The organism is Bacillus sp. FJAT-42376 (assembly GCF_003816055.1).
GTDB lineage: Bacteria > Bacillota > Bacilli > Bacillales > Bacillaceae > Metabacillus_B.
The window spans coordinates 4157625-4173276 of sequence record NZ_CP033906.1 but is presented as its reverse complement, the minus strand read 5'-3'; the positions used below and the strand labels follow the sequence as shown (position 1 = coordinate 4173276).

The window sequence follows — 15652 nt, the reverse complement described above, 5'->3', positions numbered from 1 at the left end:
TCTGTGTCGAGAAGCATGAAAAAAAGCAGGCTGCGGGAAACAGGCAGTCTGCTTAGGGAGGGCAATTTATTTTATTATCGAAATGAAACTGGTTTTTTGCGAAATGAAACAGTTTATTATCGAAATTGACGATATATAATCGAAAATCGCCATATATTCGCGATTCGGTTTAATAGGATAAAACCCGACACAGCCGGATCAGCTCTTCACCGCGAGTTCCTCGATTTTCTCCTTATTCTCACTCATCTGTACCTTCATTCCTTGAGATAGTTTCTCCATAATTTCTGTAGTGGAATAATCTTTGTAGCTGATTTCCTGTCTTAAAAAGTCCGCGCATGTGTTGATAAAGGAGTTGGCGATGGCTTCTGTTATTTTCCGGTTGAAGCTTCCTGCTACAAGACCGATAACCGGTGAAAGCAGGAGGTTGGTTTTTCCGATGGTTTTCCCGGCGAGCTTGGCAAGAGTAGAGGCGCCTTCCTTGCTTAGCTGTTTCGTTCCGTATTTAATGGCCGCCTTGCCGAGTGTCCGCCCGCCTTCAGCGGCTATAAACGGAAGGAGGATGGATTGCAGGAGCGGTCTCGCTTCTTTTGCGAATCGGAGGAAATTTCGGTTTACCGGAATTCCCATGACTGTCATGATGTCTCTTGCCATGTAGAGATAAACGGCGCTTCTGCCCATCACATCCATGCCGATCGGAAAAGCCTCTGCCGCATGAGCAAGATTTTTATAGCTCACGGGGCTGCTGGAGTCGAGACGCTCCTGGATCAGCTTTTTTGCTGAATCGATTTTCCTTTCCACTTCAATTTTCTGCGCGGCTGTAAAGGCTCTTCTTGTGGCTTCCGGAATGATGTCGAGTGTGACATCAATCAAATTCGTCAGCCCGTGAGGCGGAATTTTTACTTCTCCAAGCATGACTTTCTCCTTTGCCAGCACACGGCAAATCGGAAGGTGAGGAAGTTCTTCCTTAATAAACTTCAGAAAGGATTCATTCTGGTCAAACGTCTGGGTCAAAACGATCACGACCGGCATATATTCAGAAAAACTGCGGATCCATTCGATTTCTGTGTTTTCGAGGCGCCTGCTCTCATTTGAGATGCAATACCACATAATGTGCAGGTGGTCGGCTGCATCTGTTGAAGAGGCCCGCTTGCGGATTTCACTGACAATTTGTTTCCTCGAAATTTCCCGCTGCTCCAAATCAAGCTCCATCCCTTTCGTATCAAACAAGTGAACGGGAGCCTCCGGAATCCTGTACTCTATGATCGCCTTGGAAACAGGCTTTCCTACACCGGTTTCTGCCTCATCAAAACCGAAAACCGAATTAATGAGGGTACTCTTCCCAACGCCGGTTTTTCCGGACAGGACAATGTTTGGCTTAATAAAATTCCGGTTGAATTCATCATTTAGTTCACTCAATTCATCCTGAAGCCGCGACAGTACATCACTCCACTGTATATCATCTCCGGATTTACCCACCATTTACGCCCTCCTTTTGGTCATGTTTATCTATACCCGTAAAAATGTATTGTTACTATATCTTTTTCCTGCAAAATCAGACAAATTTCCCGCAGCTCATTAAAGAGGCATCTGGCTACCCGCAAATGAAACCTTTATAATAGAAGAAAAAACGGGAGGCCCCCATGAATAACCTATCCTTCTGGATGTGGTATCTCATCGCAGCTGTCTGCGGCGGACCCATCCTTTACAAACTGTTCGGAACCGACACAACTGCCCTCCTTGTGGCGAGCGGCATCTACTTTGTGGTCGTCATCATCCTATTAAACAAATGGAAATCCCGCCGAAACGCAAGGAAAAGCGAAAGCGATGTTTAGGATCTGTTAAAACGGGTAATATTCCTCTTACAGATTATTTAAAAGAGGGGTATTTACAATGTTTAACTTTGACCGATCATCCTATATATCTTATTTAAAACTAGTCCGTAACGTATCCATTTTAGGGATCATCGTCTTTTTCGGCTACTACCTGACCCTCCAGCTGCAGGCAGGAACGGCCCAAATCGGCTACATCTACGCTGGCTTTGCCTCTGCAATTGGTACCGCCATCACTAGCTATTCCATTATAAAAATGAAAAGAAATGCTGCCGGAAGCAGATGATGAGAAGGAAGGGGGAACCCTTCTTTTTTTGTTGGTTTGGATTGGTTTGGATTGGTTTGGGCTGGTTTGCAGTGGTTTTGGTAGGTTTGCAGTGGTTTTGGTAGTTTGCATTGGTTTGGGCTGGTTTGCACTGACCCCTGCCGCATCACCGCACTGGGGGGCAGAGCAGAAAACGCGTCCCCCTTGTAAGGAAAAGGATGCTGGGAGAGGGGGACGGAGCTTTAGTGCTTTATCAGAGTGGGGGTCAGTGCATTGCACTGACCCCCATCACATCACCGCACTGGGGGCCAGAGCAGAAAACGCGTCCCTTCTTGTAAGGCAATGGGTGCTGAGAGAGGGGGACGGAGCTTTAGTGCTTTATCAGAGCGGGGGTCAGTGCAAAACCCAACTTCCCTCTCCAAACTAAAACTTCCTCTTCCCAACCTCCGCCAATTCTCCTACAATAGAATTAAAACGCTTACAAGGAGAACATCTATGGTGTACCTCAAACGGTTTCTCTATGTTACGGCCATTTTGATTTTTACGGCGATGGCTTTTATGACAATTTATTTTGGGAAGGAAACGTTTCATGTGACAGAGGCGGTGGCGGGGAAAAAAGAAGCGCGGCCAAGCTATCATTTTGTGCTGATACCGGAAGAACTCGATAACGAATATTGGGGTCTAGTACATGAAGGGGCCCAGGATGCGGCGAAGGATCATGGGGTGTTTCTTGAGTACCTCGGTCCGAAGCAGGCGAATATAGATGAACATTTGAAGACGATTGATATGGCGATTGCCGGGCAGGTGGATGGACTGATGACACAGGGGATTGTTGATCAGAAGTTTACCCCGCTTCTCAATAAGGCGGTAGAGAAGGGCATTCCGGTTGTGACGATTGATACAGATGCCCCGAACAGTGAGCGGGAGGCCTATATTGGAACGGATAATTATTATGCAGGGATACTTGCGGGGAAGGCGCTGATCGCGGATACGAAAGGTCCGCAGACCGTGGGGGTCATCACCGGCCGATTTGAAGCTTCCAATCAAAAGCTCCGTGTACAGGGTTTTTTAGATGCCATTAAATCTGAACCGCGGATTAAGGTCGCGGCTAAGAAGGAATCGAGTATTACGAAAGCAGGAGCGGTAAAGGCGGCCTACGATTTTTTTCAGGAGTATCCGAATTTGAGTGCACTGTACGGGACGAGTGCGCTGGATGGAATCGGCATCGCCCAGGTGACGGAATATTTGAATAAAAAGATTTATATCATCGGCTTTGATACCCTCCCGGAAACGCTCAAATATATGGAAAAAGGCACGATTAAGGCGACGGTTGTTCAGTATCCATACCAGATGGGGTACAAAGGGGTGGAAACGCTGCTTCAGCTGAAAAAAGGGGAGGAGCCGAAATCGATTCAGCATACCGATACGGAAGTGATCCGCAAAGGAAATCTGCCGCTTATTCCATCTAAGCCGGAGGAGGGACAGCAGAGATGAAATCGATCCGCACGAAGCTGCTCATTTACTTTTCCGTTTTTGTGGCCCTGTTTAACATCGTAACCTTTTCCATTTATTTCAGCAGCAATCGGATTGTATCCGAATATCATCAGAGCTTTCAGGGGTTTCTCCTTTTTAATGAAGTGTCCCAGCAGGCAAACTCGATTTATGAAAAAATCAATGGGTTTGCAGTCGAAAAAGACGGGAAGTTTGTAAGGGAATATGACCAATTAAAGCGGGATTTCAGCCGGAATATGAAGAAGCTTGAGACGGAAAAGCCCGGCGGCGTAGGCGATTCCCAGCTTCATAATTACCGGAACATGATGCAGAGTCTTCTGACAGAGAGTGATTCAACCATAGAGGAAGTGAAGACGAGTCAGATCGATGACTATTTGCTTCATTTAAAGGAAGTCCGCAATATTTCTTCCTATATCCAGGAATCAACGCTTACTTTGCTCAACATGGAGCTTTCGGAATACCGGGCCTTTTATCAGGATATGGAAAAGCGGAATCAGGCGTTTCAGTGGTTTACAATCAGCTTGTTTACATCAACACTCCTTTTGGCGCTGCTGCTTGCTCTTTTTTTCTCAAGGGGAGTAACCCGACCGATCCGCCAGCTGTCGGATGCAGCGAAAGAAATTGCTTCTGGCCGGTTTGAGGGGCCAACCATCGCTTTTACATCCAACGATGAAATCAGTGTTCTGGGGGAGTCGTTCAATTATATGAAGAATAACTTGAAGCGGCTCATTGAGGAAATAGAGGAGAAATCAGAGCTCGATCAGCTGCTGAAGGAGCTGGAGCTCAAGCATTTGCAAAATCAGATCAATCCCCATTTCCTGTTTAATACACTCAACACCATTACAAGGATGGCTTACCTGGAGGATGCAGCGGTGACAAGCAGGCTGATGGAATCGGTATCGAAGCTGCTCCGGTACAGTCTTGGTGATTTGAATAAAACGGTGACGCTTTCCGAAGAAGCAAGTGTCGTTCAGGAGTATTTTTATATTCAAAAAACAAGGTTTGCGGACCGGATTACGTTTAAGACGGAGATTGATGAGAACTGCCTGGAAAGCTTAATCCCAAGTTTGACCCTGCAGCCGCTTGTAGAAAATGCGTTTATCCACGGTGTGGAAAACAATGAGGATGGCGGTGAAATTACGCTGAGAATTTTCTCGCAAAAAGGGATCCCTGTAATTGAGATCAGCGACAACGGCGAAGGCATGACAGACGCGCAGGTGGAGCAGATTTTCAGCCAGCAGGAGCATGCCCATGAAATCAGCAGCGGGCATTCAACCGGTATCGGACTGCGCAATGTCATTCGGAGGCTGGAGCTTTTTTATAAACGAAAAGATGTGCTGCAGATTGATTCGAAAAAGGGTGCGGGAACGACCATCCGAATCCGATTGGAGGAAGCGGGATGAAGCTTGTCATAGTGGATGACGAGATGATTGAACGAAAAGCAATGCGCAAGTTTATTGAGCAAAGCATGACAGGGTTTGAAGTAGCCGGGGAAGCGGCAAACGGAAGAATGGCGGTCGAGCTTGCGGCTGAGCTCAAGCCCGATCTCATGCTGATGGATATAAAAATGCCGGGAATGGACGGCCTGGAAGCCATCCGGCAAATCCGGAAAATCAATCCGTTCATCCGGTTCATTATGGTTTCTGCCTACGACTCGGACGATTACGCGAAGGAAGCATGGAAAGAAGGCGTAAAAGAATTCATTTTAAAGCCCGGCAAAAAAGAAGATACTATTTCCGCCTTATTCCGGGTTAAAAAAGAAATCGAAGGAAACCCAAGCGGATCAGCCGGGAGAGAGGATCTCATGAAAAGAGAGCTGGCGGAAAGAATGATTCGAAAGCAGGCGACTGCAGTAGAATATCGACGTTTTCTAGAGCACTTTCCCGATGCAAAAGGAGGATTTTCACTCGTGATTTCCGGCTGTACAGGCACGGAACTGCACCCTGTCCTTGACCGCCACTCTCCTGTTCCTTATGTATTCGCACAAGAAAAGAATGATCACATGGTGATCTTGTTTTTAGCGGAAGAGGCAGAGGAATCCGTTGTAAGAAATGATGCTCTCCGCCTTGCGAGAATGATCACATTCTCCTTGAAAGGGAGCCGGGCTGGAGTCGGGTATCCTGTTTCATCTATAGAAAACTTTTGGAAATCCTACCGCGAGGCGGAGGCTGCCTGGGCATCCATTTCTGCGGACGACTCTGTGGCCTACCAGTTCTATCATGAGGAAAAAGCCAAGTAAACTTGGCTTTTTTAATAGGAAGGAGAGGACGCTCCAAGAAGAGCAGACGCTTTATCTAAATACAACCCTGTATTCAACAGGGCCTCCGTACACTGCTCAATCTCCGCCAGGTCCATCGTATCAATCGCACCCGGATAATGCTCCACCACATAATCAATTTCTTTCCCTGCCAACAAAAATAATTGATGGACCTCAGCCATGCTTGCGGGCGGTTCAAGTGCCTTCAAATCATCACTTGCTCCCTGCATCTGAACCAAAGAATCCGCCAGTTCCTTCACCCAGCCGGAATCTGTTAAGAGCGAAGGATCATTGCTCGCCTCTAAATTCAGCTGCCCGAACGCATAAAGACCAGCAGAAAGCTGTTCCAGCATCGGTGCTACTTCATCTAAATATTGAAGGCTTTCCCCATCGGTGTCCGGAACAGCCGGTTCATCAGGAACAACAGCGTCGGGCTCATCCGTTACAGGAGGTTCTGCTGGCTCTTCAGGAACAACAGCAGGCGGCTTTTCCTGAACCGGCGGCGCCGGATCAGGCTGTTTTTCATCAGCAGCCGGCCTCTCTTCCCTCGGTTTCTCGTTAATGACGCAACCGCTTAATAAAAAACATACACCCATCCAAATGAATAATCCATTCTTCAAAAACAGTCCTCCTCAAAGCTACCTAGAATTCGTATGGGTTATCGTATGGGTGAGAAGAGGGGGCTGTGCATGGTTAAAATGGGAAGGCGGGCTTTGTATGGGGATACAGGGGGTACGGGTTTGCGGGTTTATAAGTTTACAAGTTTCAAAGAGGCGCCTGACCCCTTCTGCTTCACCGCATGTGGGGACAGAGGAACGAAGCCCGCAAGCCATGCGTGGCAAGGAGTTGCGAAGATGGTGCCAGAGCTTTAGTTCGGCAGAGATTGTGGGGACTGGCACGGTGCCAGTCCCCTGTTGCTTTACCGCAAATGGGGACAGAGTAAGTGGCCTTCAAACCATTGGGGGACAAGGGCTTAACGGGGGTGGTGCCAGAGCTTTAGTGTGGTAAACGAGTGCGGGTCAGGCACCAGCCTGATGAAAGCACTAAGCGCTGGGTGAATCGGTAGACGAGCCACCCCTCTCCCCACAAAAAAAATCCCCCTACCAATCCCGGCAGGAGGATTTCCTTCTATCTAACTCTAAAACGCCGCACGCTCAGCCAGTAAAATACGCCGAATAAAATGACGGACCAGAGGAGGGAGATTCCGGGCTGGACTTCGCCTATGGTGAAGATGGCGGGCATTTTTCCTCCGACGGATTGTTCGTCTGAGATTAGTAAAAACAAAAAGATGTTGTTGGCGGCATGGGCTCCGATGGATAGTTCGGCCGATCCCGTTTTAAGGGCGATGAAGGTAAGCATGAATCCGGCTGTTATGTATTCCAGTCCAACGAGGAGAGCGGACCTTCCCATTTCAGGGTTGCTGAAATGAAGGGAGCCGAATATCAGCGCGATAATGATCGCGATGATGATCGGGCTTTTGATTCCCTTGCCCAGCCACTGGACAAGGAATCCTCTAAAAAAGAGTTCTTCCACCGTTGTTTGGATCGGTGTGAAAAACAGAACGAGAACGAGAAGGATTAAAAATTGGGGGACAGAGGTTTCTTCGTTGAGCGTTAACCCCTCCCGGAAGATAAGCCAGTCTGCCAGATTCAAAATGGCATAGATTCCGAAAAACATGCCGAAGGCCCACCATATTCTCCTCCAGTCTACTCGCTCCCGGGCGGTAATCAGGGAACGGAGTGTCCGCTTTTGAATATATTTTATTGCTATAAAAATTCCGAGCAGCCAGAAGAGGTACATAACATGAAGCAGGACAAAATCGATGAAGGGAGAGATCCCCACAGCCATCCCGAGCCCGGTATCAAAGTAAGTTTGTTCGTTTCCATCCATCGCGACGAAGAGCAAAAGTCCGATTCCGTAAAAGGCTCCTCCAATGATGACAAATAAAAGGATGAGCAGGAGTGAGGATAAGTAGCGTTTCCATGAATTTTTTCCGGCAGCAGGGTGAATATACGTTTCGTGCATCGTGGTTCCTCCTAATCATTACAAAAAATATACATTTAATTTACAATAAACATACAAAAAAGGAATATTTTGTCCTATATAATAAGTATTGAAAAATAGTTAAATATTACTATTTTATTCTAAAGAAGAGAGGTGAGTCTGAATGAATATGATGAAATGGAAAAAATCTCTTAACACTCCATACCTGGCGGGCAGTGTGTTAAGAGAAGTCAGGCATACAAGCCTAACCATATCATACCATTTTTCTAGATAGATAATAAGGGGGAGCTATATGAAGGAAGTCAATGGTTACATCATTGTTAAAAAAACAATGGGGCTCGAATCCAAATGGGATGAGTATGGCCATGTCTATACCATCATCCATGAAGAGCATGGAAAACTGATCATCCGCAAATCCGCTACCCGGATTATTGAGGAAAACTGCATATTCTATGGGAGCAGCTATAAAGGCCGGTTAAAGGCCTCGGGTGAAATTCTCGCGGGTCAGAAGCTTTTGCCGGTATGTATATGTGAATTTAATGATATTTATATGTTTCCCACCATGTCTCCGAAAAGCGATGAGGTCATTTGGCTTTCCATTGATCATGTTAAAGATGTACGCGCGTATAAAAGTAAATCGGCCGTCGTTTTTTCGAATGGAGAGCAGCTGTTTGTGCCTTTACTGAAGGAATACATAACGAGCAAGCTTGGAAAAACGTCTCAGCTTGCGATGACTTTTCAGCAAAGAAGGAGATTTTTAATCGAAAATAAGTATCTGCACGGGTTTGCTCTATTTAAATGAGTGGCGGATGCAGTCTGGATATGAAAAGGTGACCGGTTCGTCCGGTCACCCTTTTTGTATAAGAAGCTGCTGGATAATGGCTTCAAGCGGCTTCGGTTTGCTGAAGATATAGCCTTGTCCCTGGGGACAGCCGATGGAGTGGAGAAAGGAGGATTGTTCAGTGGTTTCCACTCCTTCTGCAATAACAGTAAGGCTTTTGCTTTCTGCTATCTGGATGACAGCCTGTACGATGGCGGCATCCTGCTCGTTATTCAAGATGTCTTTAATAAAGGAGCGGTCGATTTTTACAATGTCGATGGGAAGGATCTTCAAATAGTTTAATGAAGAGAATCCTGTACCAAAATCATCCAGGGCAATTTGGATGCCTGCTTCTTTGAGGATGTGAAGCTGGTTTAAAACGAGTTCAAAGTGACCGATGACCACACTCTCTGTGATTTCAATTTTAAACTGGCGGGCAGGGACATCGTGTTTTGCGAGTTTTTCCATGATAAAGGAAGGGAGTGATTCATGGTAAAACTGTTTAATGGATATATTGACCGCAACATTTATATCCGTAAGCCCTAAATCATTCAGCTTTCTCAAATCAGCAGCTGCCTGGTCGATGACCCATTCCCCGAGCTTTCGGATGATGCCGGTTTCCTCTGCAATCGGAATGAATTCTGCCGGAGACACCGAACCGAGGCGGGGATTGTTCCAGCGAATCAGCGCCTCGAGCCCGGTCATTTCCATCGTGTTCAGGGAAATTTGGGGCTGATATTGGAGCGAGAACTCGCTTGAATCCAGTGCTTTTTGCAGTTCCTTTTCAATCGCGACTCTCCTGGCTAAATTGCTGTTCAGTTCCGGGTTAAAAAGCTGGAAGGTGTTTTTGCCCTTTTCCTTCGCGCTGTACATGGCCAGATCGGCGGTTGAAATGAGGCCTTCAATATCCTCTGCGTGCTGCGGAAACAAACTGATTCCGATGCTGCACGTAACACGTACTTCATTATCACCGATGGAAATCGGTTTTGAAATGTCGTCAAGGATTTTTAAGGATATTTCCTCAATGGTTTCTTCCCCGGTTAGAGGGACGGCAATAAGAAATTCATCTCCGCCGTGGCGGCAAAGGATGGCTTTTTTCCCGCAGGCTTCCCGGATGATCACTGAAATTTCCCTCAGCAATTCATCCCCCGTGTCATGACCGAGTGAATCATTAATGAGCTTGAAACGGTCCAGGTCACAAAACATCAGAGCGACCGGACGGCTGAATTGGGAGGCGACCCTCAGCTCCTTTTCAAGATGCTTTGTAAAGGAATACCGGTTATGCATATTCGTTAAAACATCAAAATGAGCAAAGTATTCGAGCTTTTTTTGCTTTTTTCTTAACTCCTGCATAACCCGGTTGAAGTCAATGATCAGCTGCTCAAAGCTTTTAGTCAGCCGGGAAACTTCGGTGATTCCTGTTTTCGGCCAGACAATGTTCTGCGCCGTTATTTTCGACGCGGAAATTTGTTCGGTAATGAAAGACAGCCTTCGGATGGATGAGACAAGAGTGCTGCTCAGCCAATAGGCAATCGCAATTGAAATACCGATAAAAATGAAAATCAATCCGAAAAGCTTAATATAGCTGGCAAAAAGTTTATTTTGATACGGCTCAATCTGTACTTGTATGAAAGGATGCCAAGGGATGTACGGGATATCGGCTCTTACAGCCAAATACGATTCTTTCCACCGTGACATTGGATTGGCATCCGCGTTTTCAAGCGGATTCATCATAAATGGCTTTGATGGCACGACCTCATTTGTCAGCTGCTTCTTTTTCACCTGGCTCAGCTGGTACATAGAGAGCATCTGCCTATTGTAAAGACTGACGCTCGTATCCTCTCTCTGATCCATTCTATTAAGCATCCCCAATAAATCCTGCACTCTGTAGGTGGCCACTGCAAACCCAAAATAATTTTTTTCATGGATAGGAACGACAATGCTCGTCAGCTGCTGCCTTGTAAAAGGATTAAAATAAACATCTGTCACATAGGGGTACAGCCGGGTCATCTTTAATTTTTTCAGATCGTAGAAGGCCAGACCGGTTTCTTTCGTGTATTCATAATCCAATGCATACCGCTCGTTATAGATATAAATATCCTGAATATAAGGAAGCGTGCGTCCGAGCTCCTGCATCTGCTTTTCCATACTTTCGCGATGGCCGACGTAAAGCCGAAGAGTATTTAAGGCGGCTTTATGAGAGGTTTCCCAGCTCGTCAAAGAATTGGAAATCATTTTCGTCTTCGTTACAGCGGAATGGCTTACCTCCTCATATACTTCCCGGTATTCCTTATTGCCTTCGTAAATAAGGAGGAACATAGCCGGGATGAGAAAGACCGAGGCGAAGGTAATAAAAAGAAGCTCCTGAAATCGCTTCGGTCTTAGTTTTTTAATAACATACTGTTCATAAATGAGATGAAGAATGGAGAAAATCAGGCAATTTAACAGGCCGTTCACCATATATTTGAGACTGATGATTGATGTGTCAAGCCACTCTGTTTCGAGCAGACCGCAGTAGGACAAAAAAATGATAGGGGTCCCGATTAAAAGCCAGTATAATGCATCGGATATAATAATGTTTAATCCCTTTTTACGCTTCAGCCAATAGACGGCAAGTACTTCTGCGGTTAAAATGAGGAACCCAAAAAAATGACCCCATAGGAAAAAGGTTACGAAACTGGAGAGGGAAGAGGCAATAATGCCTGGTTTGATGCCGTAAGTAAAGACAATGATAAAAATAAAGATGGATCCGAATAAAAAATCGATCCCAAAAAACATTTCGATTGAGTAATAGTTGCCGAGTATGCCAAGCATCGTTAACAGGAGGATGCCAAGCCATGCATGCTTAAATGTACGCTGAGAAGTCAATAGGATCACCATGATAGAATTTTGTCGGATTTGAAGGTTCGCTTACTTATTATAAAGTGGATTAGGAATTATGCGCTAGAGAAAGCAAGAAGAAAATAAATTAAATAGGTTAATGTACCTATTTGAGGAAAAGTAAAAAACCCGGTTTTCACCGGATTTATTGGGTACTAGCAGTATTTGGAGGGATGTCCAGACTAGCTTTCAGTTCATTCGTTAAGGCGGTCCGGTTTTCTTCCGGAACTTCAAGGTAATAGATGCCGTCTATTTTTGTTCCTTTCCCATCAATGGAATGCTGAACCATTTTTTGGCTGGCGTCACGGTAATTGGAGACCATGTCCCACATATTATCAAAGGACATATTGGTTTTTACGTTGTTCTCAACCACACTGAGCATATCACTGAATTTGGTGATGGATTGTATGTTGGCGCCTTTGGCTATAACGGCTTCAATAATTTTGCGCTGGCGGAGCTGTCTGCCGAAGTCCCCATCCGGATCTTCGTAGCGCATGCGGGAATACTTAAGTGCCTGCTCACCATTTAGAGTGATCGGGCCTTTTTCAAAGGTTTCGCCTTCATAAGTAAAGGCAAGGTGGTTGTTAATCTGCACACCGCCTACGGTGTCAACGACTTGCTTAAAGCTTTCCATGTTTACTTTTATAAAATAATCCACATCCACACCGAGGAACTTCTGAACGGTTTCAATCGCCATCTTCGTCCCGCCAAATGCATAGGCGTGGTTGATTTTGTCCGTTGTGTTATGTCCGACAATCTCGGTTCTTGTGTCACGCGGAATGCTGACCATGTGCATTTCTTTTTTGTTTGGATTAACGGTCATGTAAATTAATGAGTCCGACCGGCCGGAATCTCCTTTTCGTTCATCTACTCCCATGAGGAGGATGGAGATCGGTTCCTTTTTTTCTAAATTGACTATAGGCTTCGTTTTTGTGACCTTGACCTCTTCCTGAATATTCGCAACGGTATCATTTGTTCGTTTAAAAAGATATCCTGCATATAATCCGACTCCTAGAACTAAAACCCCGATAATGGACAGCGTCACCCAAAGCCACGTTTTTTTCTGTTTTTTCGCTCTCAAGCTATTTTTCCCTCGTTCCATTCATAATTGTTTCTAATAGCCGATACTAAAACTGGAAGTGAACGGTTAGCGTTACTGAAGAAATTTTGACATATCTATGAAAAAATGTCTATAAAAACTTATTAAACATAAGTACGCTAAAAAAATGCAGGAAAGAAGGACTGTATATGAAGAGATTATGGATCAGTACAATTATTATGACGCTTGTTTTGGGAGTTTTGTTACAGGCGGAAGCAAGTTCCGCCCCTGTTTTTCAAAAAATCGGACCGCAGATCAGCAATCTGAATGCGACTGGGGCAGCGGCGGCTCTCAATAAAAAAGGAGAACCGCTTATGTATACCCTGCTTCAGGGGCTGCCTGCCAAGCTTGTCGTTACGAATCTTGCTACAGGGAACGTGATCGATACAGAGTCTCTTGAAGGTTCAACAGCGGCCTGGTCGATTGAGGCGTCACAAAATGAAGTGTGGATCGGAACCACACCGGGAGAACTGCTTTTTCGCTACGATCCGAATGCAATGAAACTCACCAAAGCAGGAAAGGCTACGGCTAAAAATGGAACGACAATCTGGGGTCTTTCCTACAGCGCGAAAGAGCGAGTGCTGTATGGAGTGTCCGCTAATGAAGGCAAGCTATTCAGCTATACAGCAGGGAAAGGCTTCAAAGACCTTGGAACGGTCGCTGCGGGCAAGAAGGACGGAAAGAGTGTAGAGGCGGATGATGCAAACCGGCAGCTGTTCATCGGTACGGGATCGCCGGCCCAGCTTGTTTCATATGACCTTCGTTCTGGAAAAAAACAAAATATGCTTCCGGCGAAATATCAGTCCCAAAAACAAATTGATGCTATTAATGTGGCAGGCGGATCTGTTTTCGTGAAATTAAATCCTGAAAACAAACTGCTTATATTTGATGCAAAGAGCAAGAAACTGACTGGAGAACTTGCCGCTACTTCAAAGGGCGTATCGCCAAAATCCCCATCGGAAAACGCCGTCTATTATGCAAACGGAACGTCTCTTTACCGGTATGATTTAGGCACGAAGAAAACGGCGCTGGTTGTTCATAACCGGATTCCGACGAGCATCGTGTCCCTTGATTTTGTCCCGTATCCAGGAGCGAAAGAAGCGATCCTTACCGGAAAGGTTGGAAATGCTGACCGGTATTTTACATACAGGCCATCTGACAAATCCTATGAAAACCTCAATCTGAATTTGCCGGCCCAGCCTGTTGAGGTGCATAAAATTGGGGCAGGGGCTGACGGGAAAATTTACAGCTCCGGCTTTTTGAACGGCAAAATGGGTACCTATCAGGTTTCGAGCGGAAAAAGTGCGGTTCAGGATGCAATTGGCCAAATGGAGAGCATGACATCATTAAACGGAAAACTGTATTTTGGCGTGTATCCAGGTGCAAAAATAATGGAGTATAACCCTTCATCACCATGGGCAGCAGGACAGAATCCTAAGGAAGTATCCGCTTTTGGCCATAAAGGGCAGGACCGCCCGATTGCCGCTTCCGCTATACCGGGTACTAGCAAACTAGTCTTTGGGACGGCGCCAAGAGCGGGGATAAACGGCGGAGCGCTAGCTATTTATGATGCATCAAGCCGTTCTTCTGCGGTACGCCATCAGATTGTGAAAGACCAGAGTGTGATTTCTCTCGCCTACCATGCCAAAAGCAAGAAAATTTACGCAGGGACGTCGATTTTCGGGAAATCCAATGTTGATAAAAACAGGACCAATGCCGTGCTGTTTGCGTTGCCTGCAGGAAACGTAATGGCGAAGCCGGAGGTCATCCGTCTTCCGTTTAAGCATGTCCAGTTTATTTCCGCTCTGACTGCCTTAAAAGACGGCCGGATCATCGGGCTTGCCGACGGGAATGTGTTTGTGTTCGTGCCAGGGAAGGGAGTCACCGTTCAAAGGCCCATTGTCAAAAGTGTCTCAGGCTATTCACAAAATACCTCCCTCGCACTCGGCAAGGACGGCCATGTTTATGGAACCGTCGAAAAAGTTCTGTTTAAGCTGGATTTGAAAACGTATCAGGCGTCCATTTTAAGAAAAGGAACGGATCAGGTCGCTGCGGATTCAGCGGGTACACTGTTTTTCCATGATAAAAGAGATTTATGGAAAATGAATCAGTAAGAAAGAAGGGCGGACATCTATGTCCGCCCTTCTTTTAATTAAAACGTATATTCAACCTGCTGTTCAGGTGTAATGTCTTCGTACGTAGTCGCATCTACGGAAGATCCAAAAATCAATTTTACCTTTTGAATATCCTCATTTTTAATGATAAACCCGTCTTTGAATTCTTTCTTTACTTTTCCGTAAAATACAGAATCGGTCTCTGCATCATCGCTCAGAAAATCAACCATTTGCCCGTCGATTTGCTCGCCCTTATCTGTCACAACTTTCATTAAATCATACCATTCAACATTCTTCTCTTCTGTATTTTCTGCTGAAAACGTTACTTGCACATAGGAAAAGCCCTTTTCCAAAACCTCAGAATCGACCATTGAACCCATTGAAACATTCACGGCCATGTCATTGGTTACGTCCGTAAGCTTAAATACTTTGACGTCATTGACCGTTACTTTTAAAGGAGCAATGTCTATCACTTCATTAATGTTTTTTACTTTTAGAAGTTCAACGGTTGCTCCGTCCGTTTTCATTTTCTGGCCGGCTGTATCAAATACATAATCCCCGTTTTCGTCCTTTTTCACTTCGTTTTTTACGTCTTTTTGAGCGGCTTGTTTAGTCTCTTCTTTCTTTCCGCCCGCATCAGCTGATTCCTCTGCTGAACATCCCGCCAGCAATGAAACGGCTAGAATGGAAGATCCGAGTACTTTGTAAAGACTTTTGTGGTTAATCATGATGTAAGTGTTTCCCCCGTCTATATATGTTTTGTTTTCTGTACCAAATTGGAACATTGTAGATTATATAGACGAATCCTGGAAAAGTAAACAATTTTTCATAGGTCTATGGAATTTCAATTCTTATGATAACTAACTAGGTCT

General features: G+C 45.5%; 13 protein-coding genes. 7 read left to right on the top strand and 6 right to left on the bottom strand.

Annotated features, from left to right (window positions below):
- Nucleotides 1-198: 198 nt before the first annotated feature.
- The gene (locus CEF21_RS20830) at nucleotides 199-1479 is read right to left on the bottom strand and encodes a GTPase (RefSeq protein WP_123919734.1); all 1281 of its coding nucleotides are present in this window, start codon (nucleotides 1477-1479) and stop codon (nucleotides 199-201) included.
- A gap of 161 nt (nucleotides 1480-1640) precedes the next feature.
- On the opposite strand from CEF21_RS20830, the gene CEF21_RS20825 reads away from it, so the two are divergent.
- The 5 genes from CEF21_RS20825 to CEF21_RS20805 all read left to right on the top strand — a co-directional run bounded on the left by CEF21_RS20825 (nucleotide 1641) and on the right by CEF21_RS20805 (nucleotide 5845).
- On the top strand, nucleotides 1641-1832 hold the full coding sequence (locus tag CEF21_RS20825) for a hypothetical protein (RefSeq protein WP_123919732.1): 192 nt from the start codon (nucleotides 1641-1643) through the stop codon (nucleotides 1830-1832).
- A 58-nt stretch (nucleotides 1833-1890) separates the two neighbouring features.
- On the top strand, nucleotides 1891-2115 hold the full coding sequence (locus tag CEF21_RS20820) for a hypothetical protein (RefSeq protein ID WP_123919730.1): 225 nt from the start codon (nucleotides 1891-1893) through the stop codon (nucleotides 2113-2115).
- A 474-nt stretch (nucleotides 2116-2589) separates the two neighbouring features.
- A complete protein-coding gene (locus CEF21_RS20815; RefSeq protein WP_123919728.1) occupies nucleotides 2590-3588 on the top strand; it encodes a sugar-binding protein in 999 nt (332 codons plus the stop codon).
- A complete protein-coding gene (locus CEF21_RS20810; RefSeq protein ID WP_123919726.1) occupies nucleotides 3585-5009 on the top strand; it encodes a sensor histidine kinase in 1425 nt (474 codons plus the stop codon). Before CEF21_RS20815 ends, CEF21_RS20810 begins: the two co-directional genes overlap by 4 nt.
- On the top strand, nucleotides 5006-5845 hold the full coding sequence (locus tag CEF21_RS20805) for a response regulator (RefSeq protein ID WP_123919724.1): 840 nt from the start codon (nucleotides 5006-5008) through the stop codon (nucleotides 5843-5845). Before CEF21_RS20810 ends, CEF21_RS20805 begins: the two co-directional genes overlap by 4 nt.
- Before the next feature lie 11 nt (nucleotides 5846-5856).
- On the opposite strand, the gene CEF21_RS20800 is transcribed toward CEF21_RS20805, so the two are convergent.
- Nucleotides 5857-6483, bottom strand: coding sequence for a hypothetical protein (locus CEF21_RS20800; protein WP_123919722.1), 627 nt, complete (start codon nucleotides 6481-6483; stop codon nucleotides 5857-5859).
- 508 nt (nucleotides 6484-6991) lie between these two features.
- Nucleotides 6992-7888, bottom strand: a complete 897-nt coding sequence (locus CEF21_RS20795) for a CPBP family intramembrane glutamic endopeptidase (RefSeq protein WP_123919720.1) — start codon at nucleotides 7886-7888, stop codon at nucleotides 6992-6994.
- Between the two features lie 271 nt (nucleotides 7889-8159).
- On the opposite strand from CEF21_RS20795, the gene CEF21_RS20790 reads away from it, so the two are divergent.
- Nucleotides 8160-8669, top strand: coding sequence for a competence protein ComK (locus CEF21_RS20790; RefSeq protein ID WP_123919718.1), 510 nt, complete (start codon nucleotides 8160-8162; stop codon nucleotides 8667-8669).
- A 45-nt stretch (nucleotides 8670-8714) separates the two neighbouring features.
- On the opposite strand, the gene CEF21_RS20785 is transcribed toward CEF21_RS20790, so the two are convergent.
- On the bottom strand, nucleotides 8715-11555 hold the full coding sequence (locus CEF21_RS20785) for an EAL domain-containing protein (RefSeq protein ID WP_164462270.1): 2841 nt from the start codon (nucleotides 11553-11555) through the stop codon (nucleotides 8715-8717).
- A 157-nt stretch (nucleotides 11556-11712) separates the two neighbouring features.
- Nucleotides 11713-12648 (bottom strand): polyisoprenyl-teichoic acid--peptidoglycan teichoic acid transferase TagU, encoded by a 936-nt coding sequence (gene tagU, locus CEF21_RS20780; protein ID WP_277423916.1) that lies wholly within the window; start codon nucleotides 12646-12648, stop codon nucleotides 11713-11715.
- Between the two features lie 167 nt (nucleotides 12649-12815).
- Here tagU and CEF21_RS20775 point away from each other — a divergent pair, with 167 nt between their 5' ends.
- Nucleotides 12816-14780 (top strand): hypothetical protein, encoded by a 1965-nt coding sequence (locus tag CEF21_RS20775; RefSeq protein WP_123919712.1) that lies wholly within the window; start codon nucleotides 12816-12818, stop codon nucleotides 14778-14780.
- A gap of 38 nt (nucleotides 14781-14818) precedes the next feature.
- Here the strand turns inward: CEF21_RS20775 and CEF21_RS20770 are convergent, their stop codons facing one another.
- Nucleotides 14819-15508, bottom strand: a complete 690-nt coding sequence (locus CEF21_RS20770; protein WP_123919710.1) for a hypothetical protein — start codon at nucleotides 15506-15508, stop codon at nucleotides 14819-14821.
- Nucleotides 15509-15652: the final 144 nt, after the last annotated feature.

Excerpts from the sequence above, each read along its gene's own strand:
- CEF21_RS20830 (WP_123919734.1), bottom strand. The coding sequence starts at position 1,479 with ATGGTGGGTAAATCCGGAGATGATATACAGTGGAGTGATGTACTGTCG.
- CEF21_RS20825 (WP_123919732.1), top strand. The coding sequence starts at position 1,641 with ATGAATAACCTATCCTTCTGGATGTGGTATCTCATCGCAGCTGTCTGC.
- CEF21_RS20820 (WP_123919730.1), top strand. The coding sequence starts at position 1,891 with ATGTTTAACTTTGACCGATCATCCTATATATCTTATTTAAAACTAGTC.
- CEF21_RS20815 (WP_123919728.1), top strand. The coding sequence starts at position 2,590 with ATGGTGTACCTCAAACGGTTTCTCTATGTTACGGCCATTTTGATTTTT.
- CEF21_RS20810 (WP_123919726.1), top strand. The coding sequence starts at position 3,585 with ATGAAATCGATCCGCACGAAGCTGCTCATTTACTTTTCCGTTTTTGTG.
- CEF21_RS20805 (WP_123919724.1), top strand. The coding sequence starts at position 5,006 with ATGAAGCTTGTCATAGTGGATGACGAGATGATTGAACGAAAAGCAATG.
- CEF21_RS20795 (WP_123919720.1), bottom strand. The coding sequence starts at position 7,888 with ATGCACGAAACGTATATTCACCCTGCTGCCGGAAAAAATTCATGGAAA.
- CEF21_RS20790 (WP_123919718.1), top strand. The coding sequence starts at position 8,160 with ATGAAGGAAGTCAATGGTTACATCATTGTTAAAAAAACAATGGGGCTC.
- CEF21_RS20775 (WP_123919712.1), top strand. The coding sequence starts at position 12,816 with ATGAAGAGATTATGGATCAGTACAATTATTATGACGCTTGTTTTGGGA.
- CEF21_RS20770 (WP_123919710.1), bottom strand. The coding sequence starts at position 15,508 with ATGATTAACCACAAAAGTCTTTACAAAGTACTCGGATCTTCCATTCTA.